We start from the raw sequence: 22,646 nt of genomic DNA on the forward strand, positions 1-22,646 counted from the left end.
GGATATCAAACGACGCTGCAGCGTAACGCGGTGCGTGTCGTCATCCGGCGATGACGCCGTGGCGCTCGGCCACGTTTTCCAGGCGCGCGCTGAAACGGTCGCCCGGCTTCAGCGCCGCTACGCCGGCCGGCGTGCCCATGAACACCAGGTCGCCGGCGCGCAGCGCCCACAGCTTCGACAGCTCGTGCAGGATCTCCGGCACGTTCCAGATCATCTGGTCCAGCAGCGATTGCTGGCGGACTTCGCCATTGACCTCGAGCGACAGGTTGAGCGCGGCAAGATCGCCCACTTCACCGGCCGGTACCAGTTCGCTGACCGGCGCGGAATAGTCGAAGCCCTTGGCCGGATCCCACGGATGGCCCTTGGCCTTGGCCGCCGCCTGCAGGTCGCGGCGGGTAAGGTCCAGGCCCACGCCGTAGCCGAACACCAGCGCCTCTGCCTGCTCGACCGGCAACTCGCCGGCCGGCGCATCACGGCCGATCGCCACCACCAGTTCCACCTCGTGGTGCAGGTCGTGGGTGGCGGGCGGGTAGGGGATGACATGCACGTCGTCGACCACGATCGCATCGGCCGGCTTGCTGAAGAACATCGGGCGGCCGCGATCATCCGCGGCGGGAACGGCAGCGCCCATTTCCTTGGCATGGTCGGCGAAGTTGCGGCCTACGCAGTACACGCGGCGCACCGGGAACGTGCCGCCACCCGCAACGGGAATGCGGGTCGGCTCGGGCGTGGGGATTACATCAGTCATGCGCGCATCCAGAAGCAGGGGATGCTGGCAGTGTAGTGCCGACCGTTGGTCCGCAACAATGTCGGACGGAGCCGCCCATGTAGTGCCGACCGCCTATGTAGTGCCGACCGTTGGTCGGCAAGAAAGCCTCAACGCGACAGCGGCAGCGCCTGCTTGCGCACCACGCGGTACTCGCCTTCCACGACCTGCGGGTCGGCCGCACGCACCGCCTGGCGGCGGTTGGCCAGCAGCTTCCAGGCCACGCCGGCAATGATCATCGCCGCGCCCACGAACACGCCCACGAACACCAGGGCGGCCAGGATCGCCAGACCGAGCAGACCCACCGCAACGCGCACCAACGGATGGCGCGGCTTGCGCGGCGCAAACAGGGAGCGGAACTGGTTGAACTGGAATCGGTTGGACATGGCGGTTCTTTGGCTGAAGTCAGCGAAGTGCCAGTATCCCGGCACCGTTCTGTCATTGAGTGAAAAATACGTTAATCACGACGCTCGTTCATTTGAAATCAAGCACTTGTGTTCATCGCGGAGCCAGCCAGATGAGGGCGTGCGACAATGCTGCATCCCGTCCTGGATCGCGTTTTCATGTCCGTTTCCGATGCTCCCGCCGCTGCCCTGATCGCCCTGGAACGCATTGCGGATGGGGGATTTGCCGAAGCCGAGGCCTGCATCGACGGCGACCACGAGCCGCTGGTGCTGTACCGCGAGGGTGAGCGCGTGCGGGGCTGGCTCAACATCTGCCCGCACGCCGGCCGCCGCTTGGACTGGGCGCCCGGCCAGTTCCTCAAGAGCAAAGCCGGTGACCTGGTCTGCGCCGCGCATGGCGCGTCGTTCTCGCTGACCGATGGCGAATGCGTAGCGGGTCCGTGCAAGGGCGACCGGCTGCGGAGTGTGGCGCTGGACGTGCGGGACGGGCAGGTTTTCCTGGCGTGAGGCATGCCGACCAACGGTCGGCATCTACCTGTGCCATGCCGACCAGCGGTCGGCATCTACCGGTAGGTACCGACCGTTGGTCGGTACACCACTCAGAACATCAGGTTGATCATCGCCACCACCACGATGGTGTAGATCAACGACAGCGGCGCACCCACCCGCCACAACTCGCGCGGGGTGTAGTTGGCCGGACCGGTGATCATCGAAATCACAGGGTTTGACGCGGTCATCAGGTTGTTGGATGCCGACAGCGCCACGATCAGCGCGAAGGCGGTGGGGCTGCCGCCGGCCGCCAGGGCCAGGTTCACCGCGATCGGCACCATCACGATGGTCGCCCCCACATGGCTGATCACCAGCGAGAACACCGTGGTCAGCAGCGCCAACGCAATTTCCAGCACCCATACCGGGATGCCGGTTGGCAGGCGGTCGATGGTATGCCCGGCCACCCACGCCGCCGCGCCGCTGCTGTCCATCGCCCAGCCCAGCGGGATCAGCCCGGCCATCATGAACACCGTCTTCCAGTTGATCGAGGCGTAGGCCTCGTCCATGCGCAGCACGCCGGTGAGCAGCATGCCGGCCACGCCGGTCATCAGGGTCAATGCCACCGGCAGCTTCGAGGTCAGCGCGATCAGGATGGTGATGGCGAAGATCGACATCGCGATCTTGAACTTGTGCGGCCGCTGCTCGCCCTTCGGGTAGTCGGTCACGACCACGAAGTCACGGCTCTTGGCCGCCTGCGCCAGATCGGTCCAGATGCTGTGGAACACCAGCATGTCGCCGGCGCGCAGCGGCACATTGCGCACGTCTTCGCGGATCACCTGCTTGTCGCGGTTGATCGCCAGCAGGCTGATCCCGCGTTGCTTGCGCAGCCGCAGGTCCGACGCGCTCTTGCCGATCACTTCGGAGGTGGGCGGCACCACCGCTTCGGAAATGCCGGCGCGGCTGGGGTTGAACAGGTCGCCCAGGTGCTTCAGGCGCGAGGACATGCGCAGGAACTGGTTCTGCGCGAAGTCGCTCACCTGCTGGCGGCTGCCCATCACCCCGAGCACGCTGCCCACCCAGATGCGCATTTCCGCCGGCGGCGCCAGCCGGGTGTCGTTGCCCGTCTTCAGCGCCAGCATCAGCGGCGCATCGTGCACGGTTTCGGCCTCGCCCAGGGTCATGCCCACCAGCGGGCTTTCGGCGCTGACCACCAGTTCGAACACGTCGCCCTCGATCCCGTAGGTCTTGGCGAAGTAACTTTCGGTGCGGGCCGGGGTGACCCCGTCGTTGGCCAGGGTTTCCTCTTCCACCAGCTTGCGGTCGCCGAAGTAGCGGAAGTACAGCAGCGACGCGACCAGCAGGGCCAGGCCGATCGGCAGCGGCGCGAACATGCGCAGCGGCTCGATGGTGGCCAGGCCCGAGGGCAGGTTGTTGTTGGCCGATGCGAGCAGATCGTTGAGCAGGATCAACGGTGAATTGCCGACCATGGTCAGCGCACCGCCCATCACGATCGCCGCGGCGATCGGCAGCAGCAGGCGCTGCAGGGTCAGCCCGGTGCGCGCCACCAGCCGCGACGCCACCGGCAGGTACAGCGCCATCACCGACGGGTTCTGCATGAACGATGAGTTCAACCCGGCAATGGCCGTGGTCATCATCAGCAACCGTGTTTCAACGCCATGCCCGCGCCGCAGCAACCATGCCGCCAGCCGGTTCAGCGCGCCGGTGCGGTCCAGCCCGGCGCCGAGGATGGTGGTGGCGATGATGCTCATCACCGCGTTACCGGAAAAACCGCCGAAGATTTCCTCCGGTGCGATCAGCCCGGTCACGCCCAGCACCACCAGCACCACCAGCGCCACAACGTCGGCGCGGATGCGTTCGAACAGGAACATCGCCATCGTGAAGCCGACCAGCCCCAGGACGAGCTTCATGTCGGTGGTCAGCGTCAGCGTGGTGTCCATGGGGTGGTGCGGTTCCTAGTGTGGGATCAGGTACGGTCGTACAGCAGGTCCCACACCCCGTGGCCGAGTTTCTGGCCGCGGGTTTCGAAGTGCGTCTGCGGCCGCCATTCAGGCCGCTCCACCTGGCCACGCGGACCGGCACGGTTGACCAGCCCCGGGGTGGCATCGAGCACCTCCCACATCTGCTCCGCATAGTCTTCCCAGTCGGTGGCGCAGTGCAGCCGCCCGCCCACGCGCAGCTTGCGCACCAGCAGCTCGGCGAACGCCGGCTGGATCAGGCGACGCTTGTTGTGGCGCTTCTTGTGCCACGGATCGGGGAAATAGATCCGTACCTCATCCAGCGCGCCGTCGGCGATTTCCTTTTCCAGCACCTCCACCGCGTCGTGGTGGTACAGGCGCACGTGATCGGAATTGTCGTCGGCCAGTGCGTTGAGCAGGCGGCCCACGCCGGGGGCGTGCACTTCCAGCCCGATGTAGTCGCGGCTCGGATCCTGCTGCGCGGCGAAGCGCAGCGCGGCACCGTTGCCGAAGCCGATCTCCAGCACCTTCAGTGCATCGCGCCCGAAGGTGGCATCCAGGTCGCGCGGCTCGCCGGTGAAATCCAGCCCGAAACGCGGCCAGCGGTCGTCGAACGCGCGCTGCTGGGCCGGGGTGAAGCGGCCCTGGCGCAACACGAAGCTGCGCACCTCGCGGCGGCCTTCGGTGACGGTGAAGGGCTTGGGCGGCGCCTTGGCGCCTGCGCTGTCGAAGGGATTGGTCATCAGCCGATCAACCCGTCCACCGGCGACGATGCACTCGCATAGCGCTTGCGCGGGATGCGCCCGGCCAGGAACGCCTCGCGCCCGGCTTCCACCGCCTTGCGCATGGCGCTGGCCATCAGCACCGGGTTGCGCGCACCGGCAATGGCGGTGTTCATCAGCACGCCATCGCAGCCCAGCTCCATCGCGATCGCCGCGTCGGACGCGGTACCCACGCCGGCATCGACGATGATCGGCACCTTCGCGCTTTCGATGATCTCCAGCAGGTTGTAGCGGTTCTGGATGCCCAGTCCCGAGCCGATCGGCGCCGCCAGCGGCATCACCGCCACGCAGCCGATCTCTTCCAGCCGCTTGGCCAGGATCGGATCGTCGGAGGTGTAGACCATGACCTCGAAACCGTCCTTGACCAGCTGTTCCGCGGCCTTGAGGGTCTGCACCACGTCCGGATACAGCGTCTTCTGGTCGCCCAGCACTTCCAGCTTGGTCAGGTTGTGGCCGTCCAGCAGCTCCCGCGCCAGTCGGCACGTCCGCACCGCGTCTTCGGCGGTGTAGCAGCCGGCGGTGTTGGGCAGGATGGTGTAGCGGTCTGGCGGCAGCACATCCAGCAGGTTGGGCTCGCCCGGGTTCTGCCCGATGTTGGTGCGGCGGATCGCCACGGTCACGATCTGGGCGCCGGCTGCGTCGGTGGCAGCACGGGTTTCATCCAGGTCCTTGAACTTGCCGGTCCCGGTCAGCAGCCGGGAGGCGTAGGTCTTGCCGGCGATCACCAGCGAATCGGGGGAAGAATGAGCAGTCATAAGCGAATTATCACACAGCCCACTGCGGCACAGACCCGGTAGCGCCGGCCGTTGGCCGGCCCACGCGACCCGTCAATCGTCACCCGCCCCCCAACGCGTGCACGATCTCCACCACATCGCCTTCCTGCAGCACATGCGTGCCGTGCAGGCTGCGGGTCACGATCTCCCCGTTGACCTCCACCGCGACCCGGCGCTCCTTGAGGGCATCAACCTGGAGCAGGTCCAGCACGGTGGCACTTTGCGGAAGCTGGCGGTGTTCGCCGTTGAGCGTGATGTTGACGAAGTTCATGGCGCGATTGTCCCCCAAAGTCGTCACTTCTGCGTACCCTTGCGCCCCCACCGATGCCCGTCCCGGCTTGTCCCGCCTGTGTTGCCAGCGCCCCTGGCCCCTGCCATGCCGCAGCGCAGCGTGATGTACCCGGGGTGCAGTGGAACCATGGCACCGTGCGCCGGCGTACGTCGGCTGTCCTCACCCGAAAAGGAGTTTTTTCCATGCTGCTCAGCAAGCGTCCCCTGCGTTCCCTGATGGCCGTGGCCATCGCCTTGGCCGCCGTGCCGGCAATGGCGCAGTCGCCCTATTCGAAGACCGTCTTCATCGGCGACAGCCTGACCGACCAGGGCTACTTCCGTCCGCTGCTGCCGGCCTCGGTGCAGCCGGTGACCGGCCAGTTCACCACCAACCCGGGCTGGGTCTGGGCGCAGTACGTAGCCGACTACTACGGCACCAACGCCACCGCGCACGGCAATGGCCAGAACGGCGACAATTACGCCATCGGCGGCGCCCGCGTCGGCGTCGACAGCACCCAGACCCTGGCCCCGGGCACCCCGGCGATCCCGGTCTATTCGCTCAAGACCCAGACCGCGCAGTATCTGGCCGCCAACGGCGGCAAGGCCGACGCCAACGCGCTGTACACCGTGTGGGGCGGCGCCAACGACCTGTTCGCCATCCAGGCCGGCGCCCCGCTGCAGGCCACGCTGGGCGCGGCCGTGACCGACCAGGTCGGCATCGTCGGTACCCTCCAGGCGGCCGGCGCACAGTACGTCGTGGTGCCGACCCTGCCGGACATCGGCCTGACCCCGGCCGCGCGCGCCGGCGGCGCGGTGGGCATGGCGCAGGGCACCGCCCTGGCCAAGGCCTACAACGACGCCCTGTTCGGAGGCCTGAAGGCCGCCGGCCTGCAGGTGATTCCGGTGGATACCTTCCACATCCTGCAGGAAATCGTTGCCAGCCCGGGCACCTACGGGTTCGTCAACGTCACCAGCCCGGCCTGCACCACGGCCTCGTCGCTGACCTGCAACCCGACCGCCTACGTCAACCCGAACGCGGCCAACAACTATGTGTTCGCCGACGGCGTGCACCCGACCACTGCCACCCACCAGATGCTGGGCCAGTACACGCTGTCGATCCTGGAAGCCCCGCGCAACCAGCAGATCCTGACCCACTCGGCACAGACCGTGGGCCGCGCGCGTGCCGACCAGGTGGGTTCGCACCTGGACGGCCGCCCGGCCGATGGCCTGAGCTGGTGGGGCGGCCTGCGTGGCGACATGCAGCGCTATGACCACGCCGACCTGTACGACGGCATGGCCCCGGCCGGCCTGTTCGGCATCGACTGGGCCAAGGACGGCATGGTCGTCGGCGGCTTCGGCGGCTACGGCCGCATGGATGCCGACTTCGGCAACAGCAAGGGCGACTTCACCCAGTCCGATGCGACCCTGGGCCTGTTCGCCGGCTGGTATGGCGACAACGTATGGGTCAACGGCCAGGTCAGCTACAGCTGGCTGGATTACGACGTGACCCGCCGCGTCCAGCTCGGCCCGGCCGAACGCACCCACACCGGCTCGCCGGAAGGCAGCAACCTCACCGTGGCCCTGAACGCCGGCTACGAATTCGGCACCGAAGGCGGCTTCCGCCATGGTCCGGTGGCCGCCGTGATCTGGCAGCAGGTCAAGCTGGACGGGTACGTCGAATCCAACCCGAGCGCTACCGCGCTGGGCTACGCCGACCAGGACGCCGACTCCACCGTTGGCCGCATCGGCTGGCAGGCCCGCTTCGACGGCGGCAGCGTCAAGCCGTACGTGCAGGTCACCTACGACCACGAGTTCGAGGATGGCAAGCAGGCCAGCGCCTGGCTGCAGACCATGCCGGACGTGGGCATGTACAAGGTGCCGGGCCTGGAGTTCGACAAGGATTACGCCACCGCCGTGCTGGGTGCGCGCATGAACCTGTTCGGCCTGACCAGCAACATCGGCATGAGCACCACCGCCATGCAGAAGCGCCAGCGCGACGTGAGCCTGTTCGCGACCGTCAGCGGCAGCTTCTGAGGTAACGCCGGTCCCACACCGGTAGGGCACGACCGTTGGTCGTGCCGCAAGCAACGGGCGGCTGATGCCGCCCGTTGCCTTTTAACCCCCCGGGCAACTAAACTTCCCCGGCACCAAGCGGGTGTAGCTCAATGGTAGAGCTGTAGCTTCCCAAGCTACTGACGAGGGTTCGATTCCCTTCACCCGCTCCACGGTTTGCTTCGCAACCCGATGGAGCGTGGCGGCATGCCACCTGATCCCCGCGCTGACACTCCGCTATCAATCTCCTTGCGCCGCATTAACCCGGCAGCGGTGACCATCCACCCGTCGGCGTCCTGCGCCATCGGTGGAGCATCCACATGCCTGGTACCAACAAGTCCATCCTGCTGCAGGCCAACGAGGCCATTGTTGCAGGCGACAATGAGGGATTCCTTTCCCACTGCACCGATGACATCCGCTGGACGACGGTGGGCGAGGGCACGCTGGAGGGAAAAGAGGCGGTGCGGCAATGGATGAAGGGCGCCTACGCCACCCCACCGCAGTTCAAGGTCGATCACCTCATTGCCGAAGACGACACGGTGGTGGCGCTCGGCACCATCGTGGCCAGCGGCGATGATGGCCAGCCAACAGCGTTCACCTACAGCGACGTATGGCGGTTCCGGGACCGTAAGATGGCTGAACTGCGCGCGTTTGTTGTCCCAACAGAGAAGTCGCGTCAACCCTGACTGTCACCGTAGTTGAACCGCTGCAGGATTCCCGGCACCTGCAGGGAAATCTCCCGTGCGAGGAAGCCCAGCGGGCCGACCGAGTCAGCAAGCAACCGACCCGCTTCCCCGTGCGTCCACACGCCCCACAACGCGGCGTCCATCGGCGTGGCACCACGCGCGGCGAAGCCGGTGATGAGCCCGGCAAGTGCATCGCCGGAGCCGGAAGTGCCGAGGCCGGGGCCGCCACCTTCGTGAAGCCACGCCTCCCCATCGGGCCCGACGATGAACGTTCGCGGCCCCTTGAGGACCACCACGCTGGACGTGGCACGCGCCATCTCGATGGCGTGCTCCAGCGGGCTGCGCTCAACGTCCTCTTTGCGCCCGCCGCACATGAACGCCATCTCGCCCGCGTGCGGGGTGAGGATGAACGGAGCGCCCGCTCCGGCGCACACGCCACCGTTGAGCGCGCCCGCGTCGAGCACAACGGTCGCCTTCATCTGATGCAGCCGCGCCGTAAATCGGGTCAGGAACGGCGTGGCGCGCATGCCCGGCCCCACGAGGACGGCGTCGCATTGCTCCAAGGCGGCTTGCAGGGCAGGGCTGCCGGGCGCGATCTCGCCGGCTGCGTCCTCGGGCAGGCCGATCACCAGCGCTTCAGGAACCGCCACCCCCAGTGCCGTGGCGCAGGAGCGCACCGTCGCGATCTGCAGCTTGCCTGCCCCGGCGCGCAGCGCCGCCTCCGCAGCCAGCAGCGCCGCGCCGGGAACCTGGAGGGAACCTCCTACGACGCACAGACGCCCCCGGTCCTCTTTGCTGGTCCCCGGCGCAGGCAGGGGCATCGCCTGCAGCGAGGCCGGGGTCAGGTCACGGACAACAGGCCGGTTCATTTCACCGCGCTCCCGCCGGCGTATCCGGCGCGCCGGTGCGGCCCTGCTGCGCCAGCTCGGCAGGAACGAAGTTGGTCGCCACCAGTTCCAGCGCATCACCGGCGTCGGATGCCCGGTATTCGGTCACGCCGCAGTTGGGCACATCGCCTTCGCGGTCGATATCGAGGATCGCGCGCTCATCCAGTCCTTCCAGCAGGTAGCGCATGCAGTTAACGATGACCTGATGGCCCACGACCATCACGTTCGCACCCACATGGCTGCGCTGCAGGTCGGCAATCACGCCGCGCAGGCGCAGGATGACGTCGCACCAGCTCTCGCCACCAGGCGGTCTGAAATAGAACTTGCCCACCAGCTTGCGCTGCTCGGCCAACTCGGGAAACGTCGCCCGGATGCCGCTGGAGGTGTATCGGTCCAGTACCCCGAATTCTTTTTCGCGAAGCCGCTCATCCACGATCAAGGCGTTGCTGGGATGGCCAAGCACGGCCGCAACGGCTTCGGCGGTCTGGCGCGCCCGCACATAGGGGGACACCAGCACGACGGTCGGGCGATCCGCCTCGGGCATCTTCCCGACCCAGTCTGCGAGCGCCGCCGATTGGCGTTCCCCCAAGGCAGACAGGGGAACATCGGCATCGCGGTGCTCCAGTTCGATCAACGTGATGCCCTCGGCCTCGGCGTGGTCGCGCGCCACGTTGCCTGCACTCTGGCCATGCCGGACCACCCAGATGCGGTCCGGCCATCGGGCGGTAACGCCCTCCATCGCACTTTTCTGGTCCACCTGCACCTCCTGGCTGGTTGGGCGATCACCTCGCGGCGTTGATCACACGCTAGAGGGGCCTTTGTTATGCATACGCGTAGCATCGTGAAGACCGGCTACACGGTGCTGGCGAAGCGCCACGCATCGCCGCACATCTCATGGATGTCCCGTTGTGCGGTCCAGCCGAGCAGGGCGGCGGCGCGTGTGGGATCGGCGTAATAACAGGCCACGTCGCCGGCCCGCCGCGCCACGACCTGGTAGGCCAGCGGGTGGCCGCACGCCGCGGCATACGCGCGTACCAGGCCCAGTACCGACACGCCCACGCCGGTGCCAAGATTCGCCACCCGCAGGCCGGGCGCCTGCAGGGCCAGCCGCACGGCCGCAACATGCGCTTCGGCCAGGTCCATGACGTGCACGTAATCGCGCACGCAGGTGCCGTCGCAGGTGGGGTAATCGTCGCCGAACACCCTCAGCAGGGCGGTCTCCCCGGAGGCGACCCGGCCCAGGTACGGCATCAGGTTCTCGGGCACGCCCAGGGGCGACTCCCCCAGCCCGCCCCCGGGATGCGCGCCGACCGGGTTGAAGTAGCGCAGGGTCACCACCGAAGCGTCGGCGTCGGCCGCGCAGACATCGGCCAGGATCAGCTCGACCATCATCTTGCTGCGGCCGTATGCGCTCTCCGGCCGCAATGGATGGCCTTCCTGCAGCGGAAGTGCGTCCGGCTCGCCGTACACCGTGGCCGACGAGCTGAACACCAGGCACGGCGGACCCTGCCGCGTCATGGCCGCAAGCAGCGTCAGCGAGCCGCTGACGTTGTTGTCGTAGTACATCACCGGTTCGCGTACCGACTCGGCCACCGACTTCACTCCGGCGAAGTGGATCGCCGCCAGGGGCCGGTAGCGGTCCACAATGGCATTCATGGCGGCGGCGTCGCGCACATCGGCGTGCTCGAACAACGGGCGGCGGCCGCTGATAGCAGCGATGGCCGACAGCACGTCCTCGCTGCTGTTGCTCAGGTTGTCCACGACCAGCACGCTGAAGCCGGCATCCTGCAGGCAGACGCAGGTGTGCGACCCGATGTAGCCGGTGCCGCCGCTGACCAGGATCAGCGGCGTGGCGGTGGGCTGGAAGGCCAGGCCGGAGTCCGGGCCCTGGGTAGCGCGCGCGGCGATCATGTGGTGCCCGCCCGGCGTACGGTCAACGCGCTGCGCACTTGTCCGGCCGCGCGGCGCCCGGCCAGGAAGGCATGGTCGGAGTTGTAGTACTCCCACTCGCTGTAGCGGCCGGCCAGCACGATGTCGTGGGTGAGCAGCCAGCTGCGGATGGTCTCCACGTTCGCCGCGCGCATGTGGTCGTAGAGCACGTAGGCATATGGCATGTCCACGATCGATGCGGTGAGCACCGTGTCGTCGGCGGTCATCATGCCTACCTCGATGCACTCGCTGATGCAGCGTTCGATCAACGCATCGCCGTCGACCGGCAGCGGCTTGGTCGGCGAGTAGGTGATCTCACAGGTGAGCCCGAAGCCGCCGGGCGGGTTGTTGTGCGGGCTCGCGTTTCCCTGCACGAAGATGCGATGGAAGATCGTGTCTTCCGGGTAGTAGATCCAATGCTTGTCGGTCAGGTTTTCGCGCCCGACGCCCAGGTTCACGCAGCGCACTGAAACATGGCGCAGCCCGGCCGCCGCGGCGCGGACGCGCTCCGGCGCTTCATCGCCGATCAGCCGCACGAACTCGGGCAGGGGCAGGGTGCTCACCAGCTGCTGCCAGCGCATGCGCTGGCCGTCGGCGAAGGTCACCTGGCGGCGGCGCACCGAAATGGCCGCGGCGGTCTTGCCCAGCAGGAGCTTGCCTTCCAGGTGCGGGAGGAATCCGTCCATCAGGGCCTGGAAACCGCCGTGCAGCGGGTAACCGAAGCGCGCGTTGGGGCCAACCGGCGATGCCACCGGTTCCAGCGCACCTTCGATCATTTCCTCCAGGTTCGGCATCGGCACGCGCCCGCCCAGCCACGAGGTCTCCATTTCGCGCAGCGGGACCGTCCACAGCTTGACGTTGTAGGGCACCGCGAAGTGCTTTGCCACGCCCGCGCCCCACACCTGGTAGATGAATTCCTCGAAGTTGGCCGGCGTGCCGCGCCGCGCGAACGGGGTGACCTTGGCCGGGGCGGCCAGGTCCTTCGGATCGCCCACGCCCTCCGCATCCGGCACCACGCCGTCGGCACAGCAATCCATGGCGTCATTGGCGGCCATGGCCGGCAACTCGCGCATCGCCGTGGCCACCGGCCTGGCCGGTGCCGCAGCACTGCCGTCGAGTGCGCCAAACCGCGCTTCAATCGCCCCGACCAGGCATTCCTTCAGCACCGCCGGTGGCAGGCCATGCAACGCCCCCTGGAACGGGTAACGGGTATGCACGCCTTTGCTGAAAACCCACGCTTCGCGGTTCTGCCAATGCAGGTTGTCACCCAGCAGTGTCTCGTAGAGCTTGAGCACGTAGGCGTCGTTGGAAAACATGATGTGGCCCGCATGGTCGAAGCGGAAACCCTGGTCGTCGATCGAGCGGCACCACCCGCCCACCGTCTGCTCGCGTTCCACCAGCACGCTGCCTTCGCCATAGTGGTACGCCGCCGACAGGCCGGTAGGCCCGGCGCCAAGGATCAGGCACGGCACCGGTGCGTCCTCGATCGCCACCACGTGATCACCACCCAGGTACGCCTGGGCGCGGGCGTTGAGCCCATCTGCCATGGCCTGCACCACGCAGGTGGCCATGTCGTCCGCGGTCTGGTCCCAGGAGGTGGCCGCGGTAAGACGGTCCTGCACGGCAATCCGCTGCTGTCGCGCGGGTTCCTGTTCGGCCAGCGCGCTTTCGCACGCACGGATGAAGGCCTCGGGGGTCTCGCCCACCTGCACGCCGGTGGCATACAGCCGCACCACGTCGCGCACCGGCGTGGTCACCACCGGCTTCCGGGCCGCCATGTATTCCAGGGTCTTGGTCGGGCTGATGAAGGCGGTGGAGGCATTCATCGCGAACGGTAGCAGGCAGACATCCCAGCCGGCGACCAGGCCGGGCAGCTCGGCGTAGTCGCGCTGGCCGAGGTAGTGCAGGTTGGCGGCCTGCGGCAGGGTGGCTGGGTCGATCTTGACCACCGGGCCGACCAGGTCGATCTGCCAGTCCGGATGCGAGGCCGACAGCGCCGCCAGCAGCGCCAGGTCCAGGCGCTCGTCGAGCACGCCGAAGAAGCCCAGGCGCGGCGAAGCGCCCTGCGCGGCGGGTGGCAACGCGCGCCGGCCCTGCGCGAAGTGGGCCACGTCCACGCTGCTCGGGAAGCACAGCACCTTCGGGTTGTGTGGCGCCTTGGCATCCTGCAGCGCGGGGCCGCCGGTGAACACCAGATCGGCCACCTCCAGCAGCGTGCGCTCGCGGTCCATCAGGCGCTCGGGCGCATTCTTGAACGCGCCCAGCTCATCCATGCAGTCGTAGATGATCGCGCCCGGGGCCAGCGCGTGCAGCAGGGGCAGCGCCATCGGCGTGTACAGCCACACGGCCATGCCAGGCTCGCCATTTTCGGCCAGCCAGCCCCGCAGCAGTTCGGCCAGCGCAGGGAACTGCGCGTCGGCAAAGCCGGGGTCGGCAATCGGGGTGTGCGGGCGCAGTACGGTCACGCCGATGCAGGGCCGCAGCACCTCCAGCCAGGCCGGGCTGCCGGGGTCATGGACCGGCTCTTCGAAAACCACCACATCCCACCGCTGGGCAAAGCGCGAGAGCAGGTGCTGCGGGCGCTGGTAGACGAAATCCCAGCGGAGATGCGAGAAGACAAGGAGCTGGTGCATGGTCGGGTGTCCTGGGGAAGGTGGTGCGGAAAGGCCGGCGGACCGCGCCGCCAGGTAGGCCTGGGCGTAGTCGCGCACGAGTACGGGTGACGCAGTGGGCGATCGCGCAGGGATGTCCCACAGACCGCTTTGATGCCAATGACCGGGGTCTTCCCAATCCGGACGATCCATCACCGGATACAGGCAGATGCCCTCGATCGGGACGCCGCCTGCAGTGGCGTGTTCCACCTGGGTGACGACCTCGCGCAGCCAGGCCGCGCGTCCGCTGCCCACGTGGCTGGTCTCACTGAGGGTCATCGGCAGCCGGTAACGCTCATGGACCTTTCGCAGCAGCCGTGACAGCGGCAGCCGCAGGGGATCATCGCGGTGCCAGTCCAGGGCGCGGTGGCTGCCGGCCTCCCACTGGTTGCCGTGGTAGTAGTTCAGGCCGATCAGGTCCACGCAGGCGGGATCACCGCCCAGTTCCGGCCGCGTGCGTCCGATCAGCGCGTCCATCACCTCGAACTGGCTTTCGCAGTGCTGCAGGGCCTCGCCGCGCAGACCGGGCAGGTCAGGCGGGGTGGCGACGTGGATCAACGGTTCAACCCACATCATTCGCGCCCCGGCATCGATCTCGCGAAACGCACGGCACCCTGCCAGCGCGGCGCGGATCAATCGTGATTTCAGCCGTCCCGCATCGTCATGACGGTCCCCACGATGTGGATGGATCAACCCCGTCCGGGTCGCTGCCCAGCACAGGAACGACAGTTCGTTGATCGGCGTCACGATGCGCGGCATGGCGTGCGGGTAGCCGCTCAGTGCGACAGCCGTCGCCCTGCAGAACCGCACGAAGCGTTCGACGAAAACATCGTCGTCGCCGTCCAGCAGATCGATATCCGCCGGCGTGCCGTAATGCATCAGCGTCCAGCGGATTTCGATGCGCTGGCGCGCCGCGGCCAGCATGCGTGCATGCAGGTCGTGGAAGTCGAACACCCCTGCGTTGTCGGACAAGCGCCAGCCGACGCTCTCCCTTACTGCCGTGAATCCCATCCGGCGCAGGCGCCGGTAGTCGGCATCCAGCCGACCCAGGTGACCGCTGTCGCGGGCCATCGACAGCGGTCTCCCGCTGCCGTTGACGTGGTCGGCGCCTTCGAAGCCGCCGATCCACTGCACCGTCGTCAACCCAGCAGGGCGTCGGCAGGCTCGTCGCCGCGAACGCGTCCCGAGCCCAGCTCGGCACCGGTAAGCGGGTCGGAATCAGGATCGGAGGCGGTGCGCACCGCCAGCGCGTCCAGCGCATCCTCCTGGGCTTCGGTCAGGCCATCAACGGTGGCTTCGCCGTCGCCGCCGTCCAGCGCGTACTGCTCTTCGCGCGACGAGATCACGGTCCACTGCTCGCCGCTGTTCCACGGCCCTTCCACGTCCCCATCGCCCTGCGACATGTCCATGTACACATCGGTGAACTCCGGATCGCCCGGCAGCTTGCCCGGCGGGAAGTTCGGCTCAATGGCATACAGCGCCTTCTCGAACGACTTCTGGTGCGCGATCTCGCGGGTCATCAGGAAGCGCAGCGCGTCCTTGATGCCGGGGTCGTCGGTGACATTGATCAGACGCTCGTAGACGATCTTCGCGCGCGATTCGGCCGCGATGTTGGAGCGCAGGTCCGCGGTCGGGTCGCCGATCGAATCGATGTAGGCCGCGCTCCACGGCACTCCACTGGAGTTGACCAGCGCCGGCCCGCCGCCATACAGGATGGACTGGGTGTGGCTGGTGCTGTTCTGGGTCAGCCCGCGCATCTCGATCGCTTCGATCATGCCTTCAGAGAGCTCGCCCTTGACGCCCTTGTTGAGCATCGCAATCACCGAGCCGATGATCTCCAGATGGCTCAGTTCTTCCGTGGCCACATCCAGCAGCAGGTCCTTGCGACCGGCGTCTTCCTCGGCCAGGGCCTGGGTGAAGTAGCGCATGGCGGCGGCGAGTTCGCCCTGCGGGCCACCGAACTGCTCGAGCAGCAGCGCGGCAAGCGCGGGGTCGGGGCGTTCGACGTGCACGGTGTACATGAGGCGCTTGTTATGCATGAACATGGGGCGTAACTCCTGGATGGCAGGGGCGTGTGCCGCTGCGTGGGTGGGCGGGTCGGATATCGACCACACCTGCCGGCCCGGTAGTGGGCGTCGTTCGGCGATCTGATGCATTCGACGCTACGCGGCGGCCCGTGAGGGTGGGCAGCGGATGAAGTGAGGGTAGAGAGACAAGCTGCCTATACAGGTGCGCTGCGCGCTGAAGTGTTCAGATCCGCGCTTCTGCTATCGAGCGGAGGTAGTGGCGCCCGATCGGCAGGGCAAGAGAGGGGCTATCAGGTTGTTTGCCGTGTCCAGCCAACCGTCTCCGCGCAGTTGTCGTTATTCGACGCCTGGGAGATGCCGCAACTGTCAATGTTCCTAACTGTGCACTGGGAGCAGTAAGGATCAGAAAACCCTGATCGACAGGCTTCGACCAAGCCGTTCACCCTGTCTTGAACGTCACCACAGAGGAGCAGGCATGCCGGAGCGCGCGTTGGAAGAACAGGGCTACCTTCACTATGTTGCCAAGGCCAGGGACGTCTGCTCGGCGCAGGCGTTTTCGCTACTGCGACGGGAGTTCAGCCTTCTGGAAAGGGACGAGTATTCGCCCCAAAGTACAAATCGCTTCAGGAGGTACGCGAATGGCATCATCCTCCCTTGGCTTGACCAACGCACCGTCAACTGGCTTCCACCCGTAGTGGATAGCGCCGGCGTGAGGCGAGCCGGCTACGGTCAAGGCAGGTTCAATCCTGATCACGCTGGGATGCGGAATTTTCATGCGTTGAGCGATGAGGTGAAGGCATCCCCTGCGCTGCTGGAATTGATCCGGGAGGACTTCGCGCTCACGTTCTGGCCGAACGGCGGCCACCAGTTTCCCATTTACGTGGGCGTTCATTTCATCAAGTTGACCTCGCCTGGGCCGGACAGGCCGGGAGTGAGCTCTCCCGACTGTTTTCACCAGGACGGAGAACCCTTTACATTTGCGCACCTGATTTTTCGCTCGCCGAATTCCGACGGGGGAGTCAATTTCATTGGTCACCCCTGCCTTCGCGATGTTTCGATTGAGAAAGCGCCATCGAGCTCGATCAAGGCCCAGTTCACGTTAGCTGAGCCGTTTGATAGTTTCGCGGTCCATGATCCCAAGGTGACGCACTATGTCAGCCCAATCTTCAAGTCGAAGGGCGTTCCCGGCACGGAGTGCGAGCGCTGCATAATCCTGATCGATTTCTGCCCCACTGTGCAGCAGATATGAGCATGGATGCGGCGCTATCTCTGCTTCCGATACTCGGGGCCGTTACTATTGGCTGGGTGCTCGCTCGTTCTCTCTTCCCCTCAACGCTGGCCAATTCACTAATCCGGTTGATCGGCCCCATGGTGGGGCTTCTTCTGTTCTTGATGGGGATGGAGTTCGCGGGAGCGTTGGCATCCTTGGAGGCGATAGGGTATGTGCTGCGTGTTTCGTCTTTACTTGTCCTGACAACCACCGCATTTCCATGCCTGTTGCTTACCGCCCTTGCCGTGTGGGAGCGACCCGCACGGTTCAGCACAGCTGACGATAAGGTTTCCTTCAATTTTGGAGGTCTGCGCGCTCCATTCTGGCAGTGCGCCAAGGCGCTTGGAATGGTTTGCCTCGGTATCGCGGCCAGTATCGGGCCACCCCAGCTGGGAGTGCATGTGGACACCCCGTGGCTACCGTCCAGCGGCGCCGTGCTGGTTGGGCTCATGGTATTGATCGGGCTTGATCTTGCAAACGTAAAGCTGCGGCGTGAAGTGCTGTCCTGGAGGATGCTCTGGGTGCCGGTAGCCGTAGTCGTTGGCTCTTCCGTCGGTGGCATCGTTGTGCACCTGGCTACCGGTGAAGACCTTCGCGTGCTTTTGGCTCTTTCGTCCGGTTTTGGCTGGTTCACCCTTTCCAGTGCGCTGGTGGGATCGCTGTCGAGCGAGCTCCACGGCGCCACGGCTTTACTGGTGGATCTCGGTCGTGAACTGATCGCCATCGTCCTTCTCTACTTGTCAGGTCGGAACAACCCGAACGTGGGAATCGCCGCAGCGGGCGCCACCGCCATGGATTCGACCCTTCCGATCGTGCGGCAGGCATGTCATCGCGAGGCTGTGCCGGTTGCGCTGATCAGTGGATTCTTTCTGACACTGGCCGCTCCCTTTCTGATCACGTCGTTCCTGGCCTGACCAACCATGTCGAGGTGAGAGGCCGCTGGACCCCGCTGAAGCTTTCTGTGCGGGCATGGAGGCCCGGCACCAAGAAAATCGCGACGGCTCGAAGCCCGTCCGGCGCTGCGTTGTACTTCATGAGGTTCCCACATGGTCCCCACAGGAGTTTGGCAAGTCTCACCCTGGTCAGAGGGCCGCGACCCGCGCCAGTGGTACCAGTACCCTGCCTGGGCCCACGCCCGCCTCGCTGGAGGTGTTTTTGTCGCGTGGTAGCGTCAGGGCAGGTCGCCCAGGCTGTCTATTGGCGTTCACTGCACCGCGCTATGCTGCGCGCTTCCCCCCTCCAAACAACCCGATGAAACTGGCCATCCTTTCCCGCAACAGCAAGCTGTACTCCACGCGGCGGTTGGTGGACGCGGCGCGTTCGCGGGGGCACACCGTGCGCGTGCTGGACCCGCTGCGCTGCTACATGCGCATCGCCGCCAATGGTTTCACCCTGCACTACAAGGGCCGGCCCATCACCGGGGTGGACGCGGTGATTCCACGCATCGGTGCTTCGGTCACCCGCTATGGCACCGCCGTGCTGCGCCAGTTCGAGATGATGGGGGCGGTTACGGCAAATCCGTCCGACGCGATCCTGCGCGCCCGCGACAAACTGCGCGCGCACCAGATCCTGGCCTCCAAGGGCATCGACATGCCGGTAACGGTGTTTGGCGACAACCCCGACGACACCGTGGACCTGCTGTCCATGCTCGGCCCGCCGCCGCACGTGGTGAAGCTCAATGAAGGCACGCAGGGCAGGGGGGTGATCCTGACCGAGAAGGCCAGCGCCTCGCGCGGCATCGTCGAAGCCCTGCGGGGTCTGTATGCCAATTTCCTGATGCAGGAATTCATCGGCGAAGCGCAGGGCGCGGACCTGCGCTGCCTGGTGGTGGGTGACCAGGTGGTGGCGGCGATGCAGCGCCAGGCGCCGGACGGCGACTTCCGTTCCAACCTGCACGCCGGCGGCAGCGCCCGCGCGGCCAAGGCCAGCCGGGCTGAGCAGCAGGTCGCCGTGCGCTCGGCACGCGCGCTGGGGCTGGGTATCGCCGGGGTCGACCTGATCCGCTCCAGCCGTGGGCCGCTGGTGCTGGAAGTGAACTCCACGCCCGGCCTGGAAGGTATCGAGGGCATCAGCCAGGACGATCTGGCGGGGAAGATCATCGAACATGTCGCAGCCCAAGTGGCTGCGGTAAAAAAGCCTGTAAAATCAAAGAAGTGAAAATTAACGGGTCGGTGCGAGCGGGTTTTAACACCTGTTTAATCGCCGCCCGCGTAGGCTTCAACGAACCGCAGCTCTGCCCTCCTCAGCAGATAACGGTAATCGGGAATGACTTCAGGCCCAGGCGGGATCCGTCTGGGCCTTTTTCTTCGGCAGCCGAAGGTCCCTTGTTCCCGCCCGGCCAGACTCGTACAGTTCAGGTTCGTTCATGGAGGATGGAGCTACACATGGTTCGTTACACCCCGATTCTGCTGGCCCTGCTCGCGATGGGCACTGCCAACGCCAAGCCCAAGGACCTGCCCGTGAGCATGACCGGCGATGCGCCGGTAGCGGCCCAGATCCAGAAAGTGGAAGCCGCCCTCGTCAGCGAGGACTACAGTGAGATTTCCCTGGAAGACAAGAGCCGCGTGCAGCAGGCACTGGGCCGGATCAAGCTGAAGATGGACGGACACACCCTGGTCAGCGATCTCAGCCCGCAGGATCGAACGGCCGTGTTCAACGATCAGGAAACGATCAACACCGTGCTCAACCGCGCGCGGGAAGACAGCCGCATGGTGTGCCGCCGCGAGCGCAGCACCGGCAGCAACATGGCCCAGAGCGTCTGCATGACCGTCGCCCAGCGCCGCAAGGCGCAGGAAGACGGCCGCGCGGCGATGAGGAACCAGCAGAACTTCAACAATTTCCAACCGGGTAGTTGATGTTGACGCCGCCAAGGCGCACGTCGATGTCTACTATCAAGAATCGAGCCTGTATCGCTGAGCAGCGGCCGGGCCATCTCTCATGCAATAGAGGTCACAGTGCGAATTCTTGTAATTGAAGACAACAGCGACATCGCCGCCAACCTTGGCGACTACCTCGAAGACCGCGGACACACCGTCGACTTCGCCGCCGACGGTGTGACTGGCCTGCACCTGGCGGTCGTGCATGAGTTCGACGCGATCGTGCTGGATCTCAATCTGCCGGGCATGGACGGCATCGAAGTCTGCCGCAAGCTTCGCAACGAAGCGCGCAAGCAGACCCCGGTGCTGATGCTGACCGCACGCGATTCGCTGGACAACAAGCTGGCCGGCTTCGATTCCGGTGCCGACGACTACCTGATCAAGCCGTTCGCGCTGCAGGAAGTGGAAGTGCGCCTGAACGCCCTGTCGCGTCGCGGCAAGGGCGTGCAGACCCGGGTGCTGGAGACCGGCGACCTGGAATACAACCTGGACACCCTGGAGGTTCGCCGCCAGGGCAAGCTGCTGCAGCTCAACCCGACCGCGCTGAAGATCCTGCAGGCGCTGATGGAAGCCGCGCCGGCCGTGGTCACCCGCCAGGAGCTGGAAACCCGCGTGTGGGGCGAAGAACTGCCTGATTCCGATTCGCTGCGCGTGCACATCCACGGCCTGCGCGCCGTGGTCGACAAGCCGTTCGAGGTGCCGTTGATCCAGACCCGCCATGGCATCGGATATCGCATCGCCGCGCCGGAAGTCTGATCCGGTGAGCGACAGGGGAAGCCGCCGCCGCGCGCCTTACCGGCGCCGGTTGCGCAGCCGCATCATCGTTTCGTTCGTGCTGTTGGGCTTCTGCCTGACCACGCTGTTCGCGTTCGCCACGAACTGGACGCGCGCGCGCGTGGAGAACCAGCTCGTCGAAGATGTGATGAACCGCAACATCGACGAATACGCGCGGCGGTTCCAGCTGGACCCGTCGCGCAGCCCCGACCTGCCCGTGCAGCAGATCCGGGCGTTCGTATATCCCGCCGACAAATTCGACCGGGTCCGCGAGGAGCGCCCCGAATGGGCCGCGTTCTCCAATGGCAACTACAACGTCAGCGGGATGGACGAGGAGAACAACCCCTTCTCCTACAAGTTGGCGGTGCGCAAAACCCCCGAGGCGTGGTTCTTCCTCGCCTACGACATGACCGAAAGCCTGCGTGGCGAAGGCCAGTTGAACCGCGCGCTGTTCTTCTCGGTACTGGTGTTCAGTGCGCTGTCGCTGGTGCTGGGCTGGTGGTCGGCGTCGAAGGTGATGAAGCCTGTTTCGGACCTGGCCGCGCGCCTGCGTGCGTATCGCGGCGGCACCAGCGATCCGGAGCCACTGGCGCCACGGTTTCCGGACGACGAAGTGGGGCAGCTGGCACAGGCCCTGGATGACTATTCCGCGCGCCTGACCGAAGTGGTCCAGCGCGACCGTGAGTTCAATGGCGACGTCAGCCACGAGCTCCGCACACCTCTGGCGGTAATCCGTGGCGCCACCGAGCTGCTGCTGACCCGTCCCGACCTGGACCCGAAGGTGCTGCAGCGCCTGCAGCGCATCCAGCGCGCCGAACAGCAGTGCACCGACCTGATCGGCTCGCTGCTGCTGCTGTCGCGCAATGAGCGCGGGCAGGGCAGCAGCAACGTGGCCCGCGTGGCCGAACAGCTGCTGGATTCGCACCGCGCCCAGCTCGGTGGCAAGCCGCTGGAGCTGATCCTGGAAGGCGACCGCGAGCTGGTCATCGACGCGCCCGAATCGGCCCTGTCGGTGGCCCTGGGCAACTTGATCGGCAACGCCGTGAAGTATTCGCAGGAAGGCTCGGTGCGGGTGGTGGTCACCGGCAACCGGGTGGAAGTGATCGACAGCGGCCCCGGCCTGAGCGCCGAAGACGCGGCCAAGCTGTTCCAGCGAGGTTACCGCGGCACCCATGCCGGCCACTCGCAGGGCGGCGGCATCGGTCTGTCTATTGTCAGCCGCCTGTGCGACCTGTACGGCTGGCAGGTACATGTACGCCCAGGCGAGCAACGCGGCGTAATAGCCACCCTGACGTTCTCCCCAGCGTAGAGCCACGCCCTGCGTGGCTGCTCTTCGCAGCCCACCATCCCATCGGTAGAGCCACGCCTTGCGTGGCTGCTCTTCGCCGCGCAACCCGCAGCCACGCAGGGCGTGGCTCTACGACGCCAGCTGCCGATAAGCCCGGTCCAACCGCTCCACCTCGGCATGCAGCTGCTCCGGGTGCCCATCATTGACCACCACATCATCGGCCAGCGCCAGGCGTTCCTCGCGGCTGGCCTGTGCGGCAATCATCCGATCGGCAAGATCAGCGGTCGTCCCGTCACGCTGCATCAGCCGCGCATGCTGCACGGCCACCGGCGCATCCACCACCAGGATCCGGTCCAGCCACGGGTAGCGTTGGCGGCCACCGGCCTCGGTCAGCAACGGAATGGCCGCAATGGCGTACGGGCTGGCCGCCTCTTCGCAGGTGCGCCGCAGCAGCTCGCGGATGGCAGGGTGGGTAATGGCTTCCAGCGCCTGCCGCTCCAGGGCGGAGGCGAAAATGCGCTCGCGCAGCCTGGCACGGTCCAGCTGGCCATCGGCCAGCAGGATTCCCGAGCCAAAGTACTCCACGATCCGGTCCAGGCCGTCGCTGCCGGGCGCCACCACCGCGCGGGCGGCAACGTCGGCATCAGCCACCACGACGCCCAACGCCTCGAAGCGGCGGCTGACTTCGCTTTTGCCGGCGGCCACACCGCCGGTCAACCCCACCACGAATTGGCTCATCGCCGTGC

At 66.3% G+C, this 22,646-nt stretch carries 21 protein-coding genes and 1 tRNA gene; 10 read left to right on the top strand and 12 right to left on the bottom strand.

Annotated features, from left to right (window positions below; all coding sequences use genetic code 11):
• Positions 1 to 40: 40 nt before the first annotated feature.
• Entirely contained in the window at positions 41 to 748 is a 708-nt protein-coding gene (locus FSZ13_RS09975; protein WP_145479360.1) for a fumarylacetoacetate hydrolase family protein, read from the bottom strand.
• A gap of 128 nt (positions 749 to 876) precedes the next feature.
• Positions 877 to 1,152, bottom strand: a complete 276-nt coding sequence (locus FSZ13_RS09980; protein WP_145479361.1) for a hypothetical protein — start codon at positions 1,150 to 1,152, stop codon at positions 877 to 879.
• 177 nt (positions 1,153 to 1,329) lie between these two features.
• Between FSZ13_RS09980 and FSZ13_RS09985 the strand changes: the two genes are divergently transcribed.
• Positions 1,330 to 1,677 (top strand): Rieske (2Fe-2S) protein, encoded by a 348-nt coding sequence (locus tag FSZ13_RS09985; protein ID WP_145479362.1) that lies wholly within the window; start codon positions 1,330 to 1,332, stop codon positions 1,675 to 1,677.
• A 92-nt stretch (positions 1,678 to 1,769) separates the two neighbouring features.
• Here the strand turns inward: FSZ13_RS09985 and FSZ13_RS09990 are convergent, their stop codons facing one another.
• The 4 genes from FSZ13_RS09990 to thiS form a co-directional block, all read right to left on the bottom strand.
• Positions 1,770 to 3,617: an SLC13 family permease gene (locus FSZ13_RS09990; RefSeq protein ID WP_145479363.1), complete on the bottom strand. Its 1,848-nt coding sequence runs from the start codon at positions 3,615 to 3,617 to the stop codon at positions 1,770 to 1,772.
• A 26-nt stretch (positions 3,618 to 3,643) separates the two neighbouring features.
• A complete protein-coding gene (gene trmB / locus FSZ13_RS09995; RefSeq protein WP_145479364.1) occupies positions 3,644 to 4,378 on the bottom strand; it encodes a tRNA (guanosine(46)-N7)-methyltransferase TrmB in 735 nt (244 codons plus the stop codon).
• On the bottom strand, positions 4,378 to 5,172 hold the full coding sequence (locus FSZ13_RS10000; protein ID WP_145479365.1) for a thiazole synthase: 795 nt from the start codon (positions 5,170 to 5,172) through the stop codon (positions 4,378 to 4,380). Before FSZ13_RS10000 ends, trmB begins: the two co-directional genes overlap by 1 nt.
• Positions 5,173 to 5,251: 79 nt before the next feature.
• On the bottom strand, positions 5,252 to 5,461 hold the full coding sequence (gene thiS, locus FSZ13_RS10005) for a sulfur carrier protein ThiS (protein ID WP_145479366.1): 210 nt from the start codon (positions 5,459 to 5,461) through the stop codon (positions 5,252 to 5,254).
• A 203-nt stretch (positions 5,462 to 5,664) separates the two neighbouring features.
• On the opposite strand from thiS, the gene FSZ13_RS10010 reads away from it, so the two are divergent.
• The 3 genes from FSZ13_RS10010 (at position 5,665) to FSZ13_RS10020 (ending at position 8,198) form a co-directional block, all read left to right on the top strand.
• Positions 5,665 to 7,494 (top strand): autotransporter outer membrane beta-barrel domain-containing protein, encoded by a 1,830-nt coding sequence (locus FSZ13_RS10010; RefSeq protein ID WP_145479367.1) that lies wholly within the window; start codon positions 5,665 to 5,667, stop codon positions 7,492 to 7,494.
• Between the two features lie 117 nt (positions 7,495 to 7,611).
• Positions 7,612 to 7,685, top strand: a tRNA-Gly gene (locus FSZ13_RS10015).
• A 147-nt stretch (positions 7,686 to 7,832) separates the two neighbouring features.
• Positions 7,833 to 8,198 (top strand): nuclear transport factor 2 family protein, encoded by a 366-nt coding sequence (locus FSZ13_RS10020; protein WP_145479368.1) that lies wholly within the window; start codon positions 7,833 to 7,835, stop codon positions 8,196 to 8,198.
• Here the strand turns inward: FSZ13_RS10020 and FSZ13_RS10025 are convergent.
• The 5 genes from FSZ13_RS10025 to FSZ13_RS10045 all read right to left on the bottom strand — a co-directional run bounded on the left by FSZ13_RS10025 (position 8,189) and on the right by FSZ13_RS10045 (position 15,710).
• Complete coding sequence (locus tag FSZ13_RS10025) at positions 8,189 to 9,067, bottom strand: NAD(P)H-hydrate dehydratase (protein WP_145479369.1); 879 nt, start codon at positions 9,065 to 9,067, stop codon at positions 8,189 to 8,191. The two genes, FSZ13_RS10020 and FSZ13_RS10025, sit on opposite strands and share 10 nt — an antisense overlap.
• Position 9,068: 1 nt before the next feature.
• Positions 9,069 to 9,848 (bottom strand): histidine phosphatase family protein, encoded by a 780-nt coding sequence (locus FSZ13_RS10030; protein ID WP_186308886.1) that lies wholly within the window; start codon positions 9,846 to 9,848, stop codon positions 9,069 to 9,071.
• A gap of 89 nt (positions 9,849 to 9,937) precedes the next feature.
• Positions 9,938 to 10,996 (bottom strand): UDP-glucose 4-epimerase GalE, encoded by a 1,059-nt coding sequence (galE, locus tag FSZ13_RS10035; protein ID WP_145479371.1) that lies wholly within the window; start codon positions 10,994 to 10,996, stop codon positions 9,938 to 9,940.
• On the bottom strand, positions 10,993 to 14,799 hold the full coding sequence (locus FSZ13_RS10040) for an NAD(P)-binding protein (RefSeq protein ID WP_260844152.1): 3,807 nt from the start codon (positions 14,797 to 14,799) through the stop codon (positions 10,993 to 10,995). Before FSZ13_RS10040 ends, galE begins: the two co-directional genes overlap by 4 nt.
• Positions 14,800 to 14,804: 5 nt before the next feature.
• Complete coding sequence (locus FSZ13_RS10045) at positions 14,805 to 15,710, bottom strand: manganese catalase family protein (protein ID WP_145479372.1); 906 nt, start codon at positions 15,708 to 15,710, stop codon at positions 14,805 to 14,807.
• Positions 15,711 to 16,167: 457 nt separating this feature from the next.
• Here FSZ13_RS10045 and FSZ13_RS10050 point away from each other — a divergent pair, with 457 nt between their 5' ends.
• From FSZ13_RS10050 to FSZ13_RS10075, 6 genes are all read left to right on the top strand, one after another.
• Positions 16,168 to 16,941: a 2OG-Fe dioxygenase family protein gene (locus tag FSZ13_RS10050; protein ID WP_145479373.1), complete on the top strand. Its 774-nt coding sequence runs from the start codon at positions 16,168 to 16,170 to the stop codon at positions 16,939 to 16,941.
• The gene (locus FSZ13_RS10055) at positions 16,938 to 17,876 is read left to right on the top strand and encodes a lysine exporter LysO family protein (RefSeq protein ID WP_222116610.1); all 939 of its coding nucleotides are present in this window, start codon (positions 16,938 to 16,940) and stop codon (positions 17,874 to 17,876) included. The genes FSZ13_RS10050 and FSZ13_RS10055 overlap by 4 nt, the downstream gene beginning before the upstream one ends.
• Positions 17,877 to 18,213: 337 nt before the next feature.
• Positions 18,214 to 19,119, top strand: coding sequence for a 30S ribosomal protein S6--L-glutamate ligase (rimK, locus tag FSZ13_RS10060; protein ID WP_145479374.1), 906 nt, complete (start codon positions 18,214 to 18,216; stop codon positions 19,117 to 19,119).
• Positions 19,120 to 19,346: 227 nt separating this feature from the next.
• Positions 19,347 to 19,817 carry a hypothetical protein gene (locus FSZ13_RS10065; protein ID WP_145479375.1) on the top strand — a complete coding sequence of 157 codons (471 nt, stop codon included), beginning with the start codon at positions 19,347 to 19,349 and terminating at the stop codon, positions 19,815 to 19,817.
• A 99-nt stretch (positions 19,818 to 19,916) separates the two neighbouring features.
• Positions 19,917 to 20,594, top strand: a complete 678-nt coding sequence (locus tag FSZ13_RS10070) for a response regulator transcription factor (RefSeq protein WP_070207495.1) — start codon at positions 19,917 to 19,919, stop codon at positions 20,592 to 20,594.
• Entirely contained in the window at positions 20,557 to 21,921 is a 1,365-nt protein-coding gene (locus FSZ13_RS10075; protein ID WP_145479376.1) for a sensor histidine kinase, read from the top strand. Before FSZ13_RS10070 ends, FSZ13_RS10075 begins: the two co-directional genes overlap by 38 nt.
• A 108-nt stretch (positions 21,922 to 22,029) precedes the next feature.
• Here the strand turns inward: FSZ13_RS10075 and coaE are convergent, their stop codons facing one another.
• Complete coding sequence (gene coaE / locus FSZ13_RS10080; protein WP_145479377.1) at positions 22,030 to 22,638, bottom strand: dephospho-CoA kinase; 609 nt, start codon at positions 22,636 to 22,638, stop codon at positions 22,030 to 22,032.
• Positions 22,639 to 22,646 lie beyond the last annotated feature (8 nt).

Origin of the sequence: Stenotrophomonas rhizophila, assembly GCF_007667275.1 — a bacterium.
Lineage (GTDB): Bacteria > Pseudomonadota > Gammaproteobacteria > Xanthomonadales > Xanthomonadaceae > Stenotrophomonas > Stenotrophomonas maltophilia_AE.